At 60.8% G+C, this 20879-nt stretch carries 22 protein-coding genes and 1 other RNA gene; 9 read left to right on the plus strand and 14 right to left on the minus strand.

Going from position 1 to position 20879, the window contains the following annotated elements; all coding sequences use genetic code 11:
- Positions 1 to 44: 44 nt before the first annotated feature.
- Positions 45 to 791, minus strand: coding sequence for a YebC/PmpR family DNA-binding transcriptional regulator (locus ACQY1K_RS13225; RefSeq protein WP_062460788.1), 747 nt, complete (start codon positions 789 to 791; stop codon positions 45 to 47).
- A gap of 141 nt (positions 792 to 932) precedes the next feature.
- Here ACQY1K_RS13225 and ACQY1K_RS13230 point away from each other — a divergent pair, with 141 nt between their 5' ends.
- Positions 933 to 1445 (plus strand): pyridoxamine 5'-phosphate oxidase family protein, encoded by a 513-nt coding sequence (locus ACQY1K_RS13230; protein ID WP_430257570.1) that lies wholly within the window; start codon positions 933 to 935, stop codon positions 1443 to 1445.
- A 33-nt stretch (positions 1446 to 1478) separates the two neighbouring features.
- Here ACQY1K_RS13230 and ACQY1K_RS13235 read toward each other — a convergent pair whose 3' ends face one another.
- From ACQY1K_RS13235 to ACQY1K_RS13270, 8 genes are all read right to left on the minus strand, one after another.
- A complete protein-coding gene (locus ACQY1K_RS13235) occupies positions 1479 to 2342 on the minus strand; it encodes an MBL fold metallo-hydrolase (protein ID WP_192086066.1) in 864 nt (287 codons plus the stop codon).
- Positions 2343 to 2484: 142 nt separating this feature from the next.
- On the minus strand, positions 2485 to 2823 hold the full coding sequence (locus tag ACQY1K_RS13240) for a hypothetical protein (RefSeq protein WP_062582412.1): 339 nt from the start codon (positions 2821 to 2823) through the stop codon (positions 2485 to 2487).
- A gap of 1 nt (position 2824) precedes the next feature.
- A complete protein-coding gene (locus ACQY1K_RS13245; RefSeq protein ID WP_062460799.1) occupies positions 2825 to 3649 on the minus strand; it encodes a TIGR00282 family metallophosphoesterase in 825 nt (274 codons plus the stop codon).
- Between the two features lie 11 nt (positions 3650 to 3660).
- Entirely contained in the window at positions 3661 to 4263 is a 603-nt protein-coding gene (locus tag ACQY1K_RS13250) for a 5-formyltetrahydrofolate cyclo-ligase (RefSeq protein ID WP_430257571.1), read from the minus strand.
- Positions 4264 to 4276: 13 nt separating this feature from the next.
- Positions 4277 to 5557, minus strand: coding sequence for a hemolysin family protein (locus ACQY1K_RS13255; protein ID WP_430257572.1), 1281 nt, complete (start codon positions 5555 to 5557; stop codon positions 4277 to 4279).
- Between the two features lie 255 nt (positions 5558 to 5812).
- Positions 5813 to 6844, minus strand: coding sequence for a sensor histidine kinase (locus ACQY1K_RS13260; RefSeq protein ID WP_062460805.1), 1032 nt, complete (start codon positions 6842 to 6844; stop codon positions 5813 to 5815).
- Positions 6845 to 6853: 9 nt separating this feature from the next.
- A complete protein-coding gene (locus ACQY1K_RS13265) occupies positions 6854 to 7297 on the minus strand; it encodes a response regulator (RefSeq protein WP_062460808.1) in 444 nt (147 codons plus the stop codon).
- The gene (locus ACQY1K_RS13270) at positions 7294 to 8793 is read right to left on the minus strand and encodes a sensor histidine kinase (RefSeq protein ID WP_430257573.1); all 1500 of its coding nucleotides are present in this window, start codon (positions 8791 to 8793) and stop codon (positions 7294 to 7296) included. The genes ACQY1K_RS13265 and ACQY1K_RS13270 overlap by 4 nt, the downstream gene beginning before the upstream one ends.
- Positions 8794 to 9016: 223 nt before the next feature.
- On the opposite strand from ACQY1K_RS13270, the gene ACQY1K_RS13275 reads away from it, so the two are divergent.
- Entirely contained in the window at positions 9017 to 9295 is a 279-nt protein-coding gene (locus ACQY1K_RS13275; protein WP_062460811.1) for a BON domain-containing protein, read from the plus strand.
- 96 nt (positions 9296 to 9391) lie between these two features.
- Here ACQY1K_RS13275 and ssrS read toward each other — a convergent pair.
- From ssrS to ACQY1K_RS13290, 3 genes are all read right to left on the minus strand, one after another.
- Positions 9392 to 9550, minus strand: a non-coding RNA gene (gene ssrS / locus ACQY1K_RS13280) — 6S RNA.
- A 99-nt stretch (positions 9551 to 9649) separates the two neighbouring features.
- Positions 9650 to 10021: a cell division protein ZapA gene (locus ACQY1K_RS13285; protein ID WP_062460814.1), complete on the minus strand. Its 372-nt coding sequence runs from the start codon at positions 10019 to 10021 to the stop codon at positions 9650 to 9652.
- A gap of 10 nt (positions 10022 to 10031) precedes the next feature.
- Positions 10032 to 10304 carry a DUF4164 domain-containing protein gene (locus ACQY1K_RS13290; protein WP_062460818.1) on the minus strand — a complete coding sequence of 91 codons (273 nt, stop codon included), beginning with the start codon at positions 10302 to 10304 and terminating at the stop codon, positions 10032 to 10034.
- Between the two features lie 319 nt (positions 10305 to 10623).
- Between ACQY1K_RS13290 and tkt the strand changes: the two genes are divergently transcribed.
- Together tkt and gap are read left to right on the plus strand one after the other, a co-directional pair.
- Positions 10624 to 12600, plus strand: a complete 1977-nt coding sequence (tkt, locus tag ACQY1K_RS13295; protein ID WP_430257574.1) for a transketolase — start codon at positions 10624 to 10626, stop codon at positions 12598 to 12600.
- Positions 12601 to 12673: 73 nt separating this feature from the next.
- Positions 12674 to 13684, plus strand: a complete 1011-nt coding sequence (gene gap, locus ACQY1K_RS13300) for a type I glyceraldehyde-3-phosphate dehydrogenase (protein ID WP_062460824.1) — start codon at positions 12674 to 12676, stop codon at positions 13682 to 13684.
- 131 nt (positions 13685 to 13815) lie between these two features.
- Here the strand turns inward: gap and ACQY1K_RS13305 are convergent, their stop codons facing one another.
- Positions 13816 to 14049 (minus strand): hypothetical protein, encoded by a 234-nt coding sequence (locus ACQY1K_RS13305; RefSeq protein ID WP_430257575.1) that lies wholly within the window; start codon positions 14047 to 14049, stop codon positions 13816 to 13818.
- 191 nt (positions 14050 to 14240) lie between these two features.
- On the opposite strand from ACQY1K_RS13305, the gene ACQY1K_RS13310 reads away from it, so the two are divergent.
- The 5 genes from ACQY1K_RS13310 to ACQY1K_RS13330 all read left to right on the plus strand — a co-directional run bounded on the left by ACQY1K_RS13310 (position 14241) and on the right by ACQY1K_RS13330 (position 20636).
- Positions 14241 to 14801: a histidine phosphatase family protein gene (locus tag ACQY1K_RS13310; RefSeq protein ID WP_430257576.1), complete on the plus strand. Its 561-nt coding sequence runs from the start codon at positions 14241 to 14243 to the stop codon at positions 14799 to 14801.
- Between the two features lie 370 nt (positions 14802 to 15171).
- Positions 15172 to 16998 (plus strand): potassium/proton antiporter, encoded by a 1827-nt coding sequence (locus tag ACQY1K_RS13315; RefSeq protein WP_062460829.1) that lies wholly within the window; start codon positions 15172 to 15174, stop codon positions 16996 to 16998.
- Positions 16999 to 17116: 118 nt separating this feature from the next.
- Positions 17117 to 18316 (plus strand): phosphoglycerate kinase, encoded by a 1200-nt coding sequence (locus ACQY1K_RS13320; protein ID WP_430257577.1) that lies wholly within the window; start codon positions 17117 to 17119, stop codon positions 18314 to 18316.
- 273 nt (positions 18317 to 18589) lie between these two features.
- Positions 18590 to 19486, plus strand: coding sequence for a fructose bisphosphate aldolase (locus ACQY1K_RS13325; RefSeq protein ID WP_430257578.1), 897 nt, complete (start codon positions 18590 to 18592; stop codon positions 19484 to 19486).
- A 232-nt stretch (positions 19487 to 19718) separates the two neighbouring features.
- A complete protein-coding gene (locus ACQY1K_RS13330; protein ID WP_430257579.1) occupies positions 19719 to 20636 on the plus strand; it encodes a PhzF family phenazine biosynthesis protein in 918 nt (305 codons plus the stop codon).
- On the opposite strand, the gene ACQY1K_RS13335 is transcribed toward ACQY1K_RS13330, so the two are convergent.
- Complete coding sequence (locus ACQY1K_RS13335; RefSeq protein WP_092659869.1) at positions 20637 to 20801, minus strand: hypothetical protein; 165 nt, start codon at positions 20799 to 20801, stop codon at positions 20637 to 20639.
- Positions 20802 to 20879 lie beyond the last annotated feature (78 nt).

The following is a 20879-nucleotide window of genomic DNA, read 5'->3' on the forward strand; positions in this document are numbered from 1 at the left end:
CCGGTCTCAACGACCGGCCCGCTTCATTTCAGGACTAGAGGCGATCAGGCCGACAGCTTGGCCATGACCTCATCCGAGACTTCGAAGTTCGAATAGACGTTCTGCACGTCGTCGTCGTCTTCGAGGTTGCCGATCAGCTTCATCAGCGACAGCGCACGTTCCTCGTCGACTTCGATCGTATTCTGCGGCTTCCAGATCGACTTGACGGTCTCGGCACCACCGAGCGTGGCGTCGAGCGCCTTGGAGACTTCACCGAGCGCCTCAAACCCGCAGATGATCGTGTGGCCTTCCTCGTCGGAAATCACATCGTCGGCACCCGCTTCGATCGCAGCCTCCATGACCGTATCCGCATCTCCGACCGACGCCTTGTAGGTGATCTCGCCGACATGGTCGAAGGAGAAGGACACCGAACCGGTTTCGCCAAGAGCGCCGCCGGCCTTGGTAAAGATCGAGCGAACGTTGGAGGCGGTACGGTTGCGGTTATCGGTCAGAGCCTCGACGATCACGGCCGTGCCGCCTGGGCCATAGCCTTCGTAACGCACCGCGTCATAGTTCTCAGCATCGGCGCCCGACGCCTTCTTGATGGCGCGGTCGATATTGTCTTTCGGCATCGACTGCGCTTTGGCGTTTTGAACGGCAAGGCGCAGTGCCGCGTTCATATCCGGGTCGGGTAGACCGGACTTTGCCGCAACGGTGATCTCGCGTGCAAGCTTGGAGAACATCTTGGAACGGATACCGTCCTGCTTGCCCTTGCGGTGCATGATGTTCTTGAACTGTGAATGGCCAGCCATGGCACCCCTGTCTGCATCATTATCTGGAATTGTGCCGCCTTATAGTTTCGAAGCGGATGCCGTTCAAGAGCCTTTCGGATGAGGAACAAACCCCGCCCCGCCTCCGTTCTTCAACCGCACGACAAAGAAGGAGAATTATAGATGGCGAGCCTTACCGAAGCACGCGAAGCCCCCGAACGTCAGATGTGGGACGAAATCAACGGAATCCATGCGGGCATGCTCGGCATCGAAGGTGCGCACATGCACTTCCAGCCGATGGCGCCGAATGTCGATTCCGAGACCAACACGATCTGGTTCTATACCAGGACCGATACGGATCTGGTGAAGGCGCTCGGCACAGCCTCCCGCGCCCACTTCAACGTGGTCGGCAAGGATCACGATTACCACGCCTGCCTGTCGGGCATCCTGGAAGTCCGCAAGGACGAGGCGAAGATCGATGAATACTGGAGCGCCGTGACGGCTGCCTGGTACGAACACGGTAAGTCCGATCCGCATCTGACCATGCTGGCCTTCCGCGTCGACGACGCCGAAATCTGGGCGTCGACCGACAGCACGCTCAAGTTCGGCTGGGAAATCGCCAAGGCGAACCTCAACGACGAGAAGATGCCGGAAGTCGGCGTCAACAAGCGCCTGACCTTCACGCGTCACGCCTGATCAAACGAAAGACAGGGGCTTAAACAGCCCCTGTCACAGCCCTCGCGGCACCATGATCGTCGGCTTCTTCGGCAGGCTGCGCATCGACACGGTGATCGTCTCGCTTGGCGCGTAGGCGATCTCGAACTTGCCGTCGAACATCGACAGGAACCGCTCGAGCGGCGGTCCGAAACGGTGCATCGGCAGGATCAGCGACGACCGCAGCCGTTGAACGACGCGGCTCATGCTGTCCGCCCCCATCGTCAAACCACCATCGACCGGCACCATCAGAATATCGAGCCGACCGATCTGCGTGTACTGCTGTTCGTTGAGTTCGAAATGCAGGTGGCCGAGATGCCCGATGCAGAGACCGGCGACTTCGAAGATGAAGATCGAGTTGCCGTCCGGCTCGATCCCGCCGCCCCAGTTGCGGATATCCGAGACGACATTGCGGATATAGACATCCCCGACCATTTCCCGATGCTCGGCCTTTTCACCCGGCACATCGCTCCATCCGCGCATCACGTGGGCGATCGCAGGATCCGGCATCATCGTGTAGTGGGTGGAATGCGCCTTGTTCATCGTCACCACGTCAGGCATCCGCGACGGCTGGTGAACGCCGCTGTAATCGGTGGCGATGCCGATACCGTCGGGGCTCTCGATAAAATAGGTCGAGTGGCCGACGAAGGTTATCTTCACCTCTTCCCGCGCCGACAGGTTTACCGGTTTGATGACTGGCGCAAGCGTGGGACCCGAGGGATTGAAGCTGGCATAGCGGACATGGGGGAAATTCTCGCCCGGCAGGTTCTGCGCAATCGCCTGGCATTGGCTGACCGGCAACCCGCCCTCCTGCGCCAGCGCCGATATGGCGGATAGAATGAGAGCCGAAAAACCGAATGCCAGCGTTCGCAGCTTCATGCCACACCCCGAACCGCGTTGCGAAAAATCGAGCCGATGCGTTCATGCCATTCCGGGGCTCAGGATGCGGCAAGCATGGCGAAGCGTCCAGCGACGAAGCGCCGTGGTCGTCTCACAATCATGTCATTGAGTGGTTAGCGCCTCAACGCGTCCGGCAGACGAAGGGCAGAAATGAGCTCGCTGTCCCAAAGTTCATCGCGGCCATGGTGAGGCGATTGGCAAGATCGATATCACCCTTGGACGACGGGCACACATCCGCACCGTTGGAGCAGCCGGCTGCAATGAAAGCATTGTTTCCATCGATAAAGGCGCGGGTAATGTCCCGATCTTTGGACATGGAAAGCAGGTCTTGCCAGGCTTTGGCGTAGAAACTGCACTTCTTCTGAGCCCACGTTCCGGCTGAAGGCTGGACGCTTTGCTGTGCCGATGCCCCGAAAACCGGAAGCATCAGAACCGCAAACAGAAGCAGCGCCCGAACCATTCTACCGCCAGAAGCTCGGAATGGTCTCCGCGAGCCGCGGCCCGATCCGGAGCGGCTCGATCTTCTCGGCCAGTCCCGTGGTGTCGGAAATCTCGATGCCGAGACCGCAGATCGTTGCGGGGCCGTTTGCCGCCTCGAAACGGCCTTTCGGCATTTTCGAGATGAACCGGTTGAGCGGCTCTTCCTTGTCCATGCCAAGCGACGAGTCGTAGTCGCCGCACATTCCGGCATCCGACATGTAGCCGGTGCCGCCGTTCAGGATCTGGCAGTCGGCGGTCGGCACATGCGTGTGCGTGCCGACGACGAGCGACGCACGACCATCGACGAAATGGCCGAAACACTGCTTTTCGCTGGTGGCTTCCGCATGGAAGTCGAAGATGATGGCATCCGCCTGTTCCTTCAGCGGAGCAGCGGCAAGGATCGCCTCGGCGGACTTGAAGGGATCGTCGAGTTCCGGATGCATGAAGACCCGGCCCATGATGTTGGCGACGAGGATGCGCGCGCCGTTGCGGCCGTAGAAGATGCCGGATCCCTTGCCGGGCGTGCCGGCCGGATAGTTGGCCGGGCGCAGGAACTGGTCGTGGCGACCGGCAAAGCCGACGGCTTCCTTCTGGTCCCAGACATGGTTGCCGGTGGTGACAACGTCGGCACCGGCATTGATCGTCTCGAGAAAGATCTCCTCGGTAATGCCGAAGCCACCAGCGGCATTCTCGCCGTTGACGATCACGAAGTCGAGTTTCAGGTCGGACACCAGCCCCGGCAATTTGTCCCAAACCGCCGTACGGCCGGTTTTGCCGACCATGTCACCCAGAAACAAAAGACGCATGCTTGTCCAATCTACGCGGGCATATCCGCGAACGGCCGATAGCCGCTTTCGGTCAAGACGGCATCGAGCTTCATATCATGAGGTTCTTCAGGCACTGATGCCACTTCCTGGCAGTCGAATGCAATGCCGATCAACCGCGGGTTCAAGCCTTTTTCGCGCAAACGGTGAATGGCCCGGTCATAATATCCGCCGCCATAGCCGATCCGGTGACCGCGGGCGTCGAATGCGGCCAGTGGCACGAGCATGATCTCGGGCTCGAGTTCTTCCTCCTCGGGTCCAGGACCCGAGGTCCCGAACGTACCGGGCACAAGCACCGTCTCAGGCGTCAGTTCGCGAAACACGATCGTTTCCTTGTCGAGGACGACCGGCACGCAGATGCGCCCGCCGCGATCCCGCAGCAATGCCATCAGAGGATGGAGATCCACCTCGGATCGGATCGGCAGAAAGCCCGACACGATCGCTCCGGCATGCGACACGATTGCCCCGGCGCCATGAACGGCAAGCGCTTGGCTCTTTTCGACCCTATCCGAAACAGACAGAGCGTCTCTCGCGGCGAGGCTCTGGCGCCGCAGTTCCGTCTTGCGCATGCGATTGTCGGAAAAAGCCTCGCTCATCGGTCCCGTACCGTCAGTCTGGTGCTCGGCTGAGCAGCAGCTTGTCGATACGACGTCCGTCGAGATCGATCACCTCGAAGGTCCAGCCTCGTGTGGTGAACTTTTCGCCCAGTTCCGGCAGATGCTTCAGCTCGTCGAGAACGAAGCCTGCAACGGTCTCGTAACCCGGGTCATCCTCGATCGGCACGCCCATCTGCGCGGAGAACTCGTCGACTGCCATCCAGCCGGCGACGAGATAGGATCCGTCGTCGCGCGCGACGATGGCGGGTTCTTCAACCTCGTCCTCCTGGAACACGCCGGTGATGGCTTCGAGCACGTCGCCGGAGGTGATGATACCTTCGAAATGGCCGTATTCGTCATAGACGAGAACCATATGTGCCGGTGACTTGCGCAGGGCCTGGATGACGTCGAGCGCGCCGGTCAGGTCGGAAACGACAGGCGCTTCGCGCATCAGCGAGGCGGGATCGCCGCCCCTGCCGCCGGCCATGAATTCATAGGCGTCCTTGACGAAGAGCACGCCCTGGATCTCGTCCGACGAGCCCTTGCGTACAGGCAGACGCGAGCGTGTCGTCGCCCGCAGCTGGGCACGAAGCTCTTCGGGCTCATCTTCGGTATCGAGCACCTCCACATCGCGGCGTGGCGTCATGAGGCCGCGCGCGGTACGGTCGGCCAGTCGCATGACGCCGGAGATCATCGCCGATTCCTCGGTCTCGATCACGCCCGCGCTATGCGCTTCGGCAAGCACGGTGCGGATTTCCTCGTCGGTGACTTTCTCGTTCGATTCCCCGCTCTGGCCGAGAAGGGCCAGAAGAAACCGGCCCGAGATATCGAGAAACCACACGACCGGGGCACCGACTGTCGCAACCATCTTCATCGCCGGCGCCACTTTGGCGGCCACGAGCTCAGGCGCCCGCAATGCGATCTGCTTCGGCACGAGTTCGCCGACAATCAGCGACATATAGGTGATGACCACGACGACACCGCCGACGCCGAGCCAGTCGGCGAAGTTTTGCGGCATACCCTGCTCGGACAGCCAGTTGGTCAGACGGGTGCCGAGCGTTGCACCGGAAAACGCGCCGGAGAGAACGCCGACAAGGGTGATGCCGATCTGAACGGAGGAGAGGAAGCGGCCCGGATCTTCAGCCAGCTTGATGGCGGCAGCTGCGCCACGATTTCCCTGCTCTGCCATGACCCGGAGACGCACGGGACGCGAGGACACGACGGCAAGTTCCGACATTGCGAGGACACCATTGAGAATGGTGAGTGCAACGACGATGAATATTTCGGTTAACAAAAGGGGCTCTTAATCTGGAACAATATCCTGCCTGCAAAACTGACGCCACGGCCCACTTCAACGAGAACCGTTATCGAACGCACCCTATGGGCGCGTCGGCGCTGCTTCGCGCACAGTTCGGAAAACCGCCCGCAATCCTTGGGGGTTCTCGGAGCTATGCACCTTCGCTCGCGGTGGAAATCATAGGGTCAGCATGCGTCCAATGCAATGGCCGTCACTGTGGAACTTGCGAGCGTCCGGTCGGAAAGGGAGAAATCACGCCGTCAGGTCGATCAGCAGTTCGGCGCGGGTGCCGCTTTCGCGCGGCACATACTGGATGGAAGCACCAAGCGTTGCCGCCATCGACTTGACGATCCGACTGCCAAGACCCGTGCCCTTCGGCATGTCGCCTTCCTTCCAGCCGACGCCGTCGTCCTCCACCGCAAGCAGCGCCTTGTCATCATCCTGCCGCTTGAGAAGCACGCGAACCTCGCCCTCAGCGCCCGGCGGATAGGCATATTTCAGCGCATTGGTGAGAAGTTCGGTCACGATCATCCCGACGGAGACGGCCCGGTCGGACTTCAGCGAGAGTTCGTCGGCCTGCAAAAGGATCGTCGCGCTCTGGTGATCGTTGACCGTACCCTGCACTTCCTTGACCAGAGTGCCGAGATACTTGTCCATCTCCACCTGGCGCACGTCGTCGGACGTATAAAGGCTGCGGTGCATGCCGGCGATCGCGGAGATGCGCGCCTGCGTCTCCGACAGGGCCGCCTTGACGTCGTCGTTCTTGCTGCTCGACACCTGGAGACGGATCAGCGCGGCGACCAGCGCCAGGCTGTTGGCGACGCGGTGGTTGACTTCCGTCAACAGCACCTCGGCGCGTTCCTTGCCAAGCCGGATCTCCTGATCGGCGCGCTCCTTGGCGCGGCGAAGCTCGGCGGTCGCAATCCCCTGGCCGATCGCGCTCTGCATCAGCGGCCAGAACTCGTCGCCCACCGTCTTGATGACATAGTCGGACGCGCCGTTCTTCAGCGCGTCGATCGCGATCGTCGCATCGCTCGAACCTGTGACGTAGATGACCGGGAGCCCCGCCCCCATCTCGTTCAGCCTGTGAAGGATTTCGAGGCCGGTACCGGTGCTGAGATAGTGGTCGAGAACCACTGCGTGCACGCCACCCTTCTCAACGGTCTCCATTGCCGCGGACAGATCCACGGCATGGACGACCTGATAGCCGAAGCGACCCAGATTGCGCACGGCAAGCCGCGCAAGGGCAAGGTCGTCATCGACGTAGAGAATGGTGTGCTGCATCACGTCTCGTCATTGTCCGGGAATTTGCATCACGGCAAAGAACAGACCGAGCTGTCTGATGGCGTGCGCGAAACTCTCATAATCCACTGGCTTCGTTATATAAACGTTGGCACCGAGATCGTAGCACCGCTGGATCTCTCGCTCGTCGTCGGTCGTGGTCAGGATGACCACAGGCAGTCGCTTCGAGTGAGGGTTGGACTTCACCTTCTCAAGTATGTCAATACCCGACATATCGGGGAGGTTGAGGTCGAGAAGGATCAGCAAATACCGATCCGCATTGGCCGCTCCCAGGCGGTCAGCGCCGAGAATATAATCGAGCGCTGCGTTTCCGTTCGTGAACGGTACGATCTCGTTGTTGACGCCTGCTCGACGGACATTCTTTTCGATGAGGCGCGCATGCCCCTCGTCGTCCTCGACCATAACGATGGTAACTTCTTTGCCGGCAGCATTCATGACCCATGACTCCTGACATATTGGGACAGATCGGTGGGCAGGCGGATGATGAAAGTCGCACCGCCGCCCAAGGTTGACGTGATCGTAATCTCGCCACCTAAATTTCTGACTAATGATCGCACATGCGCAAGGCCGATGCCCTCGCCGGGCTGGTTCTGCACGCCGGAACGGCGGAACAGCTCGAACACCCGTTCGTGGTCTTCCGGCGCAATGCCGCGCCCGTTATCGGCAACCTCGATCCGGACAAAGCTTCGCCCGAGCGGCGTTGACGTGATTGACAGCGCCAGCGGCCGGTCGGGATGCTGGTATTTGACCGCATTGTCGAACAGGTTACCGAAAACCTGCTCCAGCGAGAACCGGTCGGTGACGAGGGTCTTTGCGGCCGACGTGGAAATCGCCACTTCGCCGCCGCCCTCGTTGACCTGATGGTAGAGACTCGCGGCAGTTGCCTCCAGGAGTTCGCTCAGGTCGATCCTCTCCGGCTTCAGCTCACGCCGACCGTCGCGGGAGATCTTCAGGATGGCGTTGATCAGGCCATCCATCTTCTTGGTCGACGAACGGATAAAACCGATTGCCTCTGGAAGATCTTCCTCGACTGCAAGCCGGGCGTCCCTCACCTGAAGTTCGCTCGGCTTGACGTCATCGGCCAGCACGTAGGCGGAGATCGATTTGAGCGAACTATCCAGCTCGCTGGTAAAGCCCATGATGTTGACAAGCGGCGCTCTCAGATCGTGCGAGACGATATAGGCGTAGCGCTGGATCTCGCGGTTTGCCTGGATGAGGTCTTCGGTACGCTCGTTGACCCGCTCCTCCAATCCGGCATTCAAGGTTTCCACCTCGGCACGGGCCTTCTGAAGCTGGCGGACATGCTGGAAGACGATGGCAATCGCGCCGCCGAGAACGAGAATGATCAGGATACCGCCGCCGACGGTAAACCACTGCAGCTTTTCGGAACTTCCGCGAATCTCTCCGATTCCAGAAATCAGGTGTCCATCCAGTTCGCCGATCACGCCGCCAAGCAGGGCGCGCAATTTCTGCATGGCCTCAAGGCCCGACTGGTTGCGAACGATGGCGACTGCCTGCTCGACCTGACCCGAACTTGCGAGCGACAGCGTCGCCTGCATCTCATTGGTCTTTAGCGCGATCAGGCTGCGGATCTCGTCCAGCGGAACGCTGACGATGTCCTGATTGGCCGCCGTCCGCTCCACCTTCTGCAGCTGGAGCGGCAGCGCACCGATGGATGTCCGGTAGGGCTCGAGAAACAGCGGATCCTGCACCAAAAGGTAGCCGCGCTGTCCGGTCTCGGCGGTCTGCACAAGCAAAAGCAGATCGGCAGTGGTCGCGCGCAATGCTCTCAGCTTTGTGACGTCATCGAAATAGGTCCTGGTCATCTGCGCCAGGAAGAAAGAAGACATCACGATGCCGAGCAGGATGGCCGCGCCGATGACGAGCATCAGGAGCGACGAGCGGGCGAACGTGGCTTTTGCGTTGGGCATGAAGAAGTCCGCCGATTGAAAACACGGAGACTTACTCGGAAACGGCGCGGCCATTGTCAAGCGTCAGACAGGGGCGCCTGATGCCACATCAGGGGAAAACCGGACTGGCAATCTGACGAACTCGTGTACTGGAAAAAGAAATTAGAAAAAGCGCGGACACATTCGGAACATAAACGTAAGACAACAGTTCATTCATCAGACGTTCATGTTGGGAGTTTCGACAATGTTCTTGAGCAGCCTTCAGCCTACCGCTTCATTCGCCTTTGCCCATGACCACGGCATGATGATGGAAAAGACCGCTATCGAAACGGAACTGAGTTACCTCCCCAACTTCGACAGCAGCAACCTCACTGTCGACGTGACCGGCGACTTCATTGTTCTTGAAGGCGTTGTCAGCTCCAGTGGCGACCATGCCCGCGTTATGCGGATCGCTCGCGAAATCGTCGGTTATGAGCGCGTTCTCTCCCGTGTTCTGGTCTGCTCGATCGAAAAGCGCTCGTAAGCATCCCATCGACTAGACGTGCAAAACCCCGCCTTGAGCGGGGTTTTTCGTTTTTGGGCCCCACCATTATGAATGATCGAGCCCGAATTCTGTAAGGTGCGATCCGCGGCGACCGATGGATTTTTACGATCCTGGGTGCCTACAAACGTAGGTGGGCGCCATATGTCCAAGCCCACGGGCCTGGCCAGGGACAGCTCCCTTTGGATCGAGTATGGCCCCAGGGATTGTGGTTCCTGTCGAGAAGCGCAGAACGCATTTTCAATATAAGGCTGAAGTCGATGGCGCGCCAGTGGCATCGCGAAGCATTTTTTTCTGCAGGCTTTCAGCGACGCTGAACACCGGCGTGAGACGGTCTTAGTTCGCCGGCACACGGCCGTTGAGCTTCGCGGTCAGGCCTTCGAGCCTGGATGAAAGCTCGCTCAGGGCGGAGACGACAAGCTCGTCGCTGCGGCTCTGGTTTTCAGCGGCACCGGCGCGGTTGGATTTTAGCGACTGCACCTCGCCTTCGAGCGCACCGACCTTGCGGGTCAGCTCGGAAAGCTCATCCATGATCATGATCCCGGCCATGACCGTGATGCGAAGATCACCGATCTCGCCGAACTGGCCCTTCAGATGTCCGACATAGCGGTCGAATTGGTCGGCGAGATCCGTCAGGTGCTGTTCCTGACCTTCTTCGCAAGCCATCCGATAGGCTTTGCCGTCGATCGTTACCGTTACCTGGGCCATCTCTTTTTCCTTACCGGTCCAGAACCGCGCGGATCGTCTCCATCGCCGTCACCAGACGGCGGGAAACCTCGCGGTTGACCTCTTCGAGACGATTGGCCCGAAACTGCGACTGATCCAGCTCCTGCGCCAGGCGCGATCGATCGGCATGCACGCGCTTGACCTCGCCTTCCATCTCGCCCTGGTCTCTTTGCTGCTCGATGCGCACATCGACGGCATTCTCCAGCCCGCTTATCGCAGCCCGAAGTTCCGAAAGCGCCAGATCCACCGTCTTTTCTGCCGGCATGCGTATATCCCGTGAGGTCGCGATCGGCGCCGAATCGTACGGCAGCGCCTCGCCAACAAGCGCCGTAGACTATTCACCGCTTGAAAGCCGGTCAATAAAACACGCAGACGATACCGCATCGAACTGTGGATCGTCGCTGATCAAGGGCACTCGGCGGCCCTGCCGAAATAGCAGGCAGACTGTGCTAAACCCGATCATTATGTGCCGCCGGTGGCCCGCCTTTTGTTGACTTGCGCGCCCCACCTGATATGGATCGGACGCTTCCTGACGAGGCCCGATCATAGGGCCTGACCGACACTCGGACGATAGTGGATTAGCCATGATTTCTCGCGAACAACACGACCGGATGGCCAATGCGATCCGTTTCCTTGCCATGGATGCCGTCGAAAAGGCGAATTCCGGACACCCGGGCATGCCCATGGGCATGGCTGACGTCGCAACGGTCCTGTTTACCAAATACCTGAAATTCGACCCGACCAAGCCGCATTGGCCCGACCGCGACCGCTTCGTGCTGTCGGCCGGCCACGGCTCGATGCTGCTGTACTCGGTACTGTATCTGACCGGCTACCCTGACTTGTCCATCGACGACCTGAAGGGCTTCCGTCAGCTTGGTTCCAAGACTGCCGGACACCCGGAATATGGCCATGCGACCGGCATCGAGACCACCACTGGTCCGCTTGGCCAGGGCATCGGCAACGCCGTCGGCATGGCAATCGCCGAACGCAAGCTGCGCGAAGAATTCGGCGCCGACCTGCAGGATCACTACACATACGTGATCAACGGCGACGGCTGCCTGATGGAAGGCATCTCCCACGAGTCGATCGCACTTGCCGGCCACCTGAAGCTGAACAAGCTGATCCTGTTCTGGGACAACAACTCGATCACCATCGACGGTGCCGTGTCGCTGTCCGACTCGACGGACCAGATCGCCCGCTTCAAGGCCGTGCACTGGAACACGATCGAGATCGACGGTCACGATCAGGCCGCGATCGCCGACGCGATCGAGCAGGCCCACAAGTCCGACCGCCCGACCTTCATCGCCTGCAAGACCACGATCGGCTTCGGTTCGCCGAACAAGGCCGGCAGCCACAAGGTTCACGGTTCGCCGCTCGGCGCCGAGGAAATTGCAGCGACCCGCAAGGCCCTGAACTGGGAATACGAACCCTTCGTCATCCCGAACGACGTTCTGTCCGACTGGCGCGAAGCCGGCGTCCGCTCTTTGGAAGCCGTGAAGGCCTGGGAAGGCCGCCTTGCAGCGTCTGCCCACAAGGCCGAATTCGACCGCCGCTTTGCCGGTGACCTGCCGGAAGGCTTCGACACTGCCATCAACGACTACAAGAAGAAGCTTGCTGAAACCAAGCCGACCGTTGCGACCCGCAAGGCGTCGGAAGACGTTCTGGAAGTCATCAACGGTTTCGTGCCGGAAACGCTCGGCGGCTCCGCCGACCTGACACCGTCGAACAACACCAAGACCAGCCAGATGGTCTCGATCACACCGACCGACTTCTCCGGCCGCTACATGCACTGGGGTATCCGCGAACACGGCATGGCATCCGCCATGAACGGCGTTACCCTGCATGGCGGTCTGATCCCCTACGGCGGCGGCTTCATGATCTTCTCGGACTATTGCCGTCCGCCGATCCGTCTCGCCTCCCTTATGGGTATCCGAGTCATCCACGTCCTGACGCATGACTCGATCGGCGTGGGCGAAGATGGCCCGACCCACCAGCCGGTCGAACAGGTGGCAAGCCTTCGCGCCATCCCGAACCTGATGGTGTTCCGCCCGGCCGATGCGACTGAGACGGCCGAATGCTGGCAGATCGCGCTCGAAACCAAGGACCGTCCGTCAGCGCTTGCGCTGACGCGTCAGAACCTTGCACCGGCCCGCACCGAATATTCGGAAAAGAACCTCTGCACGCTCGGCGCCTACACGCTGTCGGGCAACGCGGATGCCAAGGTCACCATCTTCGCATCCGGTTCGGAAGTCGAACTGGCGATTGCGGCGGCAAAGACGCTTGAGGAAAAGGGCGTCAGCGCACGCGTTGTTTCCGTGCCCTGCACCGAACTGTTCTTCGAACAGCCGGACGACTATCGCCGCGAGATCCTCGGCAACTCGCCGGTCAAGATTGCGGTTGAAGCAGCCGTCCGCGAAGGCTGGGATGCCTTTATCGGTCCGGAAGGTTCGTTCGTCGGCATGAAGGGCTTTGGTGCTTCGGGTCCTGCCAAGGACGTCTTCAAGCACTTCGGCATCACGGCTGACGCCATCGTCGCTGCGGCCGAAGCAAAGCTCGACTGATCATTCAAACGACGGGGCGACGGTAAAACGCCCGCCCCGTCCAGCTGCCAAACTATTTTCTCGGGAGAACTCTATGACTGTAAAGGTTGCCATCAACGGCTTTGGCCGTATCGGCCGCAACGTCCTGCGCGCGATCGTCGAATCCGGCCGCACGGACATCGAAGTGGTCGCGATCAACGATCTCGGCCCGGTCGAGACCAATGCCCACCTTCTGCGCTACGACTCGATCCACGGCAAGTTCCCGGCGGACGTCAAGGTCGAAGGCGACACGATCATCGTCGCCGGCGGCAAGCCGATCAAGGTAACCGCGGTGCGTGACCCGGCCCAGCTGCCGCACGCCGAAATGGGCGTCGATATCGCGCTCGAATGCACCGGCATCTTCACCGCCCGCGACAAGGCCGCTGCCCACCTGACGGCCGGCGCCAAGCGCGTCATCATCTCGGCGCCTGGCGACAATGCTGACCTCACGGTCGTGTTCGGCGTCAACGACGATCAGCTGACCAAGGACCACCTGGTCATCTCCAACGCATCCTGCACCACGAACTGCCTGGTTCCGGTCGTGAAGGTGCTGAACGACGCGGTCGGCATCGACCACGGCTTCATGACCACGATCCATTCCTACACCGGCGACCAGCCGACCCTCGACACGATGCACAAGGACCTCTACCGCGCCCGTGCAGCGGCTCTGTCGATGATCCCGACTTCGACCGGTGCAGCCAAGGCCGTCGGCCTCGTCCTGCCGGAACTGAAGGGCAAGCTCGACGGCACGTCGATCCGCGTTCCGACCCCGAACGTCTCGGTCGTCGACTTCAACTTCGTCGCCAAGCGCGCCACCACCGTTGCCGAAATCAACGACGCCATCAAGTCTGCCGCAGACGGCAAGCTGAAGGGCATCCTTGGCTACACCGACGAGCCGCTGGTTTCCCGCGACTTCAACCACGACAGCCACTCCTCGATCTTCGCCTTCGACCAGACGAAGGTTCTCGAAGGCACGTTCGTGCGCATCCTGACCTGGTACGACAACGAGTGGGGCTTCTCCAACCGCATGTCGGACACCGCAGTTGCCATGGGCAAGCTGATCTAATCTCTGAAACGCCAATGCCGGTTCTCAAGGACCGGTCCTGACGCTCAGGCTTTTGACCCCCTCCCCTTAAAAGGAGGGGGTTTTGCGTTATGGGACATGGTCGGGAGAGAGATCGCCCGCGCGTAAATCCCTCAGGACGCCTTAAACTTCACCGTCACGCCGCGCTGGCGAAAATAGGCCTGCATCAGCTTGCGGCCCTGGCGGTTGTTCTGCACGATCCGCGCGGGGTCGAACTCGGCTTCCTTCTGGCCAGCCTGGGTGAGCGCTGCCTTGAGAGCGGCGATATGCGTGTCGAGATCGGCATTGTTGGCCTGAAGCGATTCATAAATGCGGTTTGTCGCTTCGGCTACGGTCGGTTCGCTCATGTCATACTCCAGTCATTGTTTCGCCGGCGCTTAGCACACTTTCTGGCACGACCCAATTGCGATGATGACCCGTCGGCGTCAGCAGATACCCTATGTGAGGGATGTTATTGTGCGTGAGGGTGAAACCACGCAATATCACCGCACGTATTGGCTTTGGACAGACAAACGCCAGCACCACCTGGAGATACGCCATGTTTCTGCGACGCCAGTTGCTGATCGCCTCCGCCCTTGCCCTGACCAGCAATGCAAGGGCGCAATCCGATCCGTGGGCAGAGCTTCGCACTGGCGCGGCTATCATGCTGCTTCGCCACGCGATTGCGCCCGGAACCGGCGATCCGGCGAATTTTGCGGTCAATGATTGCAGCACGCAGCGCAATCTCTCCGCGCAGGGCATCGCGCAGGCGGGCCGTATCGGCACGCTCTTCCGGGAGAATGGCGTGGCGCAGGCGCAGGTCTTTTCCAGCCAGTGGTGCCGCTGCATCGATACCGCCAAAGGTCTTGGTCTTGGACCGGTCGAGCCGCAGCCGCTGCTCAACTCGTTTTTCGGCAGTCCCGAAGATGGCCGGCCGCAGACGCAGGCCCTGCGCGCCTGGATGACGGGCCTGCCGCCCGGCCGGCCGGTTGTGCTGGTCACCCATCAGGTCAACATTACCGGCCTCACCAGCATCGTTCCTGCTAACGGCGAACTCCTGTTCGTCACGGCAGCGGCTGCCGATCCACTGACCGTGATCGGCAGGGTCGCCGTTGAGTAATAGGAGCGAGCGGCAATGCTTTCCGGCTCCTTGACGCTGCGCTGGGGTCAGCTCTTCGGCGTGTCCGCGACCACGCCTACCTTCGCAACGCGCTGACCGACATTGACGCCATCGTGGCCGAGGTCGCTGCCGGTCGGGCCTGCGCCAACGATTCACTTCGCACCGGCGTGCTTTTTCTTCGCCCCCGGCCCTTCTCTTGCCGGATTTGTTCCCGTCTATTTGAATATGCACATCGAATCGCCCGGCCACTGACCGGGATCTGCTCCATGGCTATCTTGCCGCATCGCGGCAGCGGCACAGGATCCGACAATCGCCGGGCCTGCTGATGGATGGATTTCCGTAAACGGCGGCGAGAGGAAGGACGGGGACTTTGGAGGCTTTCTACATCATCCTGCTGGTCGGCACGGTTCTGGTGTTGGCTGCGGCCTTTTCCAGCCTGCTTGCCTTCCGGTTCGGCGCCCCCCTGCTTCTCGTCTTCCTGTCGATCGGCCTGCTGGCCGGTGTCGATGGTCTTGGCATCCGCTTCGAGAACTACTCCTTCACCTTCATGCTGGGGTCGTTGGCGCTCGCCATCATCCTGTTCGATAGCGGCTTCGGCACCTCGCTCCACTCCTTCCGCATAGCCGCGGTTCCGGCGCTCACGCTCGCGTCCGTCGGCGTGCTCTTGACCGCCGGCGTATTCGGCGTCGCGGCCAAGTATTTCCTGGGCTTCAGCTGGCTCGAAGGCTTCCTGCTCGGGTCGATCGTCGCCTCGACTGACGCAGCCGCGGTGTTCTTCCTGCTGCGCATCGGCGGCATCAACATCCGCGACAAGGTGCGCTCGACGCTCGAAGTGGAATCCGGCACCAACGATCCGATGGCGATCTTCCTGACGATCGCGCTGTCCGAGCTTCTGGCCACCGGCCAGGGCTTCGGCGGCCTCGACCTGCATTTCGCCGTCATGTTCCTCGAGGAAATGGGGCTCGGCGTCATCTTCGGCCTGCTCGGCGGCTTGATGATCGTCTGGGTCCTGAACCGCTTCACCTCCGATCGGGGTCTGGCGCCAATCCTCGTCCTGACGCTTGCCCTGCTCGTGTTCGCCTTTACCGGCGCGATGGGCGGCAGCGGCTTCCTTGCAGTCTATGTGGCCGGCATCTATTCGGGCAATCGCAAGATGTTCGCCAAGCATCAGATCACGCGCTTCAACGAAGGGCTGACGTGGCTGGCGCAGATCATCATGTTCCTGGTGCTCGGCCTGCTCGCGACACCGTCCCAGTTCCCGATCCTGCTCGTGCCGGCGATCGGTCTGGCGCTGTTCCTGATTTTCGTCGCCCGCCCCATCGCCGTGTGGATCAGCCTGATGGCCTATGACTTCACGCAGCAGGAAATCGGTTTTCTGTCCTGGGTCGGCCTGCGCGGCGCGGTCTCGATCCTGCTCGCCATCACGCCGATCCTGTCGGGCGCCGAAAACGGGTCCGTCTTCTTCAACGTCACCTTCATCATCGTGCTCGTCTCGCTTCTTCTCCAGGGTTGGACGATCAAGCCGGTGGCGCGGTATCTCGGGTTGATTATCCCGCCGCGGATCGGCGCCGTCGACAAGCTGGAACTCGACCTTCCCGGCAAGGCGACCCATGAACTGATCTCCTACCGCGTCCTGAAAGACAGCCCGATCCTGTCCGGCGAACGCATTCCCCGCTGGGCCATGCCCTCGCTGGTGATCCGCGACGGCCGCAGCCTGCGCTACCAGTATGCCGGACGCCTGCGGGAGAACGATCAGGTCTATCTGTTCGTGACGCCGAACTACACGAAACTGCTCGATCGGCTGTTTGCGAGCCGCGTGCCTGTCGATGATGACGATGCCGAGTTCTTCGGCGCCTTCGCCATCTCGCCGACACGGCCCGCAACCGAATTGGACCTCGCGTATGGTCCGGGCCTGCTCTCGGCAACCGAGCAGGCAATGACGATCGGCGAACTGATGCATTCCCGGCTGGGCGGCAAGACGGAATATGCCGACCGCATGCGTTTCGGCTCGATCGTGCTGATCGTCCGGGAAACCGACGAGCTTGATCATGTCACCAAGATCGGCGTTTCGCTGGAACCGGTGGAGCCTGCCACCAAGCTGCCGATCTTCATCAACATGCGCGAAATCGCCCACCGGATAAGGGACCAGATCCGCAAGTATCGCGGCAAGCCGGTGCCCGGCCGCCCCTCCGCCTGAACCCTGGCCGCCATCCGGCAACCGGCGCAAAGGCTATTTCATTGACCCGACAGCCTTGCGCCGTCGGACAAGAATAGTATGGTCCCGCCACCCTTTATCAAGCAACGGGATCAGTACCATGCCGGCCTTCAAGACCCTCGACGACCTCACCGATATCGCAGGTAAGCGCATTCTCGTCCGCGTCGACCTCAACGTTCCCGTGAGCGACGGCAAGGTGACGGACGCGACCCGTATCGAGCGCGTTGCTCCGACAATCACGGAACTGTCGAAGAAAGGCGCCAAGGTCATCCTGCTCGCCCATTTCGGCCGCCCCAAGGGCGAACCGGTCGCCGACATGTCGCTGTCCCAGATCGTCATGGCCGTCAATCAGGTGCTCGGTCAGAAGATCCTCTTCGCATCCGACTGCATCGGCCCTGAAGCCGAGGATGCTGTCGCCTCGATGAAGAACGGCGATGTCCTGCTTCTCGAAAACACCCGCTTCCACACGGGCGAGGAAAAGAACGACAGCGGCTTTACCGAAGAACTGGCGAAGAACGGCGATATCTATGTCAACGACGCCTTCTCGGCCGCCCACCGCGCCCATGCCTCCACGGAAGGTCTTGCCCACCGCCTGCCCGCCTATGCCGGCCGCACGATGCAGGCTGAGCTCGAAGCGCTGGAAAAGGGTCTTGGCGAGCCTGCCCGCCCGGTCGTTGCCATCGTCGGCGGCGCCAAGGTGTCGAGCAAGATCGATCTGCTGCAGAACCTGGTGAAGAAGGTGGATGCGCTGGTGATCGGCGGCGGCATGGCCAACACGTTCATTGCAGCGCAGGGCATCGATGTGGGCAAGTCGCTCTGCGAGCATGATCTCGCAGACACCGCCCGCGCCATCATGGCGGAAGCCGAAGCGTCCGGCTGCACCATCGTGCTGCCGACCGACGGCGTCGTTGCCCGCGAATTCAAGGCGAATGCCGCAAACGAAACCGTCGCGATCGACGCGATCCCTTCGGACGCGATGATGCTCGACGTCGGCCCGAAATCCGTCGAAGCCGTCAACGAATGGATCGGCAAGGCCTCGACGCTGGTCTGGAACGGCCCGCTCGGCGCCTTCGAGATCACCCCGTTCGACACGGCGACCGTCTCCGCTGCAAAATTCGCAGCCAGTGAGACGAAGGCCGGCAAGCTGGTTTCGGTCGCGGGTGGTGGCGATACGGTGGCAGCACTCAACCACGCGGGCGTGGCCGACGATTTCTCCTACGTCTCGACCGCAGGCGGCGCCTTCCTGGAATGGATGGAAGGCAAGGAACTGCCCGGCGTTTCGGTGCTGACCAAGGCCTGATCGACCGGCTTTCCAGGACGCAACCCTCGATGGGTTCGGAGGCGCGGGACATAGGCTTCCGCGCCCGATCGGCAAGGCGGATTTAAAGAAATTCAATATTTTAAACGATTGAAACGATTTCAATCGTTTCAATGGCTTAGAGCATCATTTCCCTTTAAAAGAACTTCTGTTATCGGCGGGAGAGAACTTCGGATATGCTCTTCAATATCGGGCTCTCCGAAGATTGAATGGGCACACGCGCGCAACGCGCCATTGTGAGGGATAGGAGCGATTATGGTAGACGCGAAGATGTTGGACAAAGTCAGGTCGGCGCCCGGTTTTATTGCGGCGCTTGATCAGAGCGGTGGTTCGACACCCAAAGCGCTGCTGCTCTACGGCATTGCCGAAACCGAATACCAGGGCGACGAAGAGATGTTTCGCCTGATGCACGCCATGCGCGCCCGCATCATGAAGGCACCGGCCTTTACAGGCGACAAGGTTGTCGGCGCCATCCTGTTCGAGCGCACCATGGAAGGCGATGTCGATGGCGAACCTGTTCCCTCCTACCTCTGGGAAAAGCGCGGCGTCGTCCCTTTCCTGAAGATCGACAAGGGCCTTGCTGCCGAAGAAAACGGCGTGCAGCTGATGAAGCCGATGCCCGATCTCGACGCTCTCCTGATCCGCGGCCGCGAAAAGGGAATTTTCGGTACAAAGATGCGCTCGGTGATTGCCTCTGCCGACAAGGCCGGCATCGCTGACGTCGTGCAGCAGCAGTTCGAAGTCGCGCGCCAGATCATCGCACAGGGCCTCGTTCCGATCATCGAACCGGAGATCCTCATTAACAGCCCGACCAAGGCTGAAGCTGAGACCATCCTGCGCGACGAGATCGCCCAGCAGCTCGACACGCTCGGTCCGGGCGAAGACGTGATGCTGAAGGTAACGATCCCAACGGTCGCCGATTTCTATGCGGATCTCGCCGCTCACAAGTCGGTCGTTCGCCTCGTTGCCCTGTCGGGCGGCTACAGCCGCGTCGATGCCTGCGAAAAGCTCAGCCACAACCGCGACATGATCGCGAGCTTCTCGCGCGCGCTCACCGAAAACCTGCGCGTCTCGATGAGCGATGCAGATTTCGACGCGAGCCTGGCTGAAACCATCGACGGGATCTATTCCGCGAGCGTCAACAAGGCCTGATGCTCTAACCCAGATGCTGCGGCATCGGGAACACGAACCTGGAAAAGGCCGCCTCAGCTTTAATAGCTCTGGCCCTTTTCATGGGAGGAAGAGGCCGCACCGGGGGGTGCGGCCTTTCTCGTTTCCAGACCCTGCCCAGACAATCAGGATTGATGTCTTCCATCAAAACCATTGTCTGGTGATGGGAGATCGCAGGCTCTAGAAGTTGGGTTCTCAACTGGGGAGCCCGTCCATGCCTGTCGTCGATTTCGTCACCGTCGATGTCTTTACCGACCAGCGCTTCTTCGGCAATCCGCTTGCGGTCATCACAGACGCCCGCGGCCTTTCGGGCGATGAGATGCAGGCGATCGCAACGGAGTTCGGCTATTCCGAAACCACGTTCGTGCTTCCACCGGACAATCCAGCCAACACGGCGCGCGTGCGTATCTTCACGCCGACGACAGAGGTTCCCTTTGCCGGCCATCCGAATGTCGGAACTGCCTTCGTCCTTGGCAATCTGCCCGACCTGTTCGGCAACGCTTTAGGCAAAATGCTCCGCTTCGAGGAAATCGCCGGACTGGTCGAGATCGACCTGATCCGGGAGGGCGGTGTGGTTGTCGGCGCAACCATCCGGGCACCGCGGCCACTTGAACTGGGCGCCGAGATCGAACCTGAACGTATCGCCGACTGCGCATCCATCGGCGTCGGGCATGTCGTCATGCACAATCACGCACCCGTCTTCGCATCGGTCGGCCTGCCATTCGCAATTGCTGAGTTGGACGGCCTGCAGGCGCTCGCCGCGGCCAGGCCGGATCTCACGTCATTCCATCGCGCGGCCGAGATCAGCCCGGGCGATCAGATGGAGTTTTCGCTGTTTCTCTATGTCCGTGATGCCAAGGATCCCCTGCATATCCGTGCCCGCATGTTCGCACCGCTCGACAATGTGCCGGAAGACCCGGCAACGGGTAGCGCGTCTGCAGCGCTCGGCGCGTTCCTCGCGATGCTTGACCCTGAAACCGACGCCGATATCCGCATGACCGTCGAACAGGGTGTGGAGATGGGCCGCCGCAGCGTGATCGAGCTCGCCATGGTCAAAAGACAGGGTCGCGTCACCGATGTGCGGATCAGCGGAAGCTGCGTGAAGGTGATGAGCGGCCGGATCGAGCTGTAATCAGCCGACGAACTCGCGCAGCAGCAGTGCCACGGACCAGAGCGCGAAGGCGACCAGCGCCAGCTTCCAGAAATCCATCCGGCGCCTGAGGCCCGGGAGGTTCAATGGCTTGATGATCTGCACGACCATGGCCAGCATCAACAGGACGGAGATTGTTTTTGTCATCTGTCTTTCGTCACTGTTTCAAAGGCTCGCCACAGGCTGGACATTTTTGCTCTCCACCACAGTTAGACCGGGAGGAGA

Origin of the sequence: Neorhizobium sp. IRS_2294, assembly GCF_050500145.1 — a bacterium.
In the GTDB taxonomy this organism is placed as follows: Bacteria; Pseudomonadota; Alphaproteobacteria; order Rhizobiales; family Rhizobiaceae; genus Neorhizobium; species Neorhizobium soli.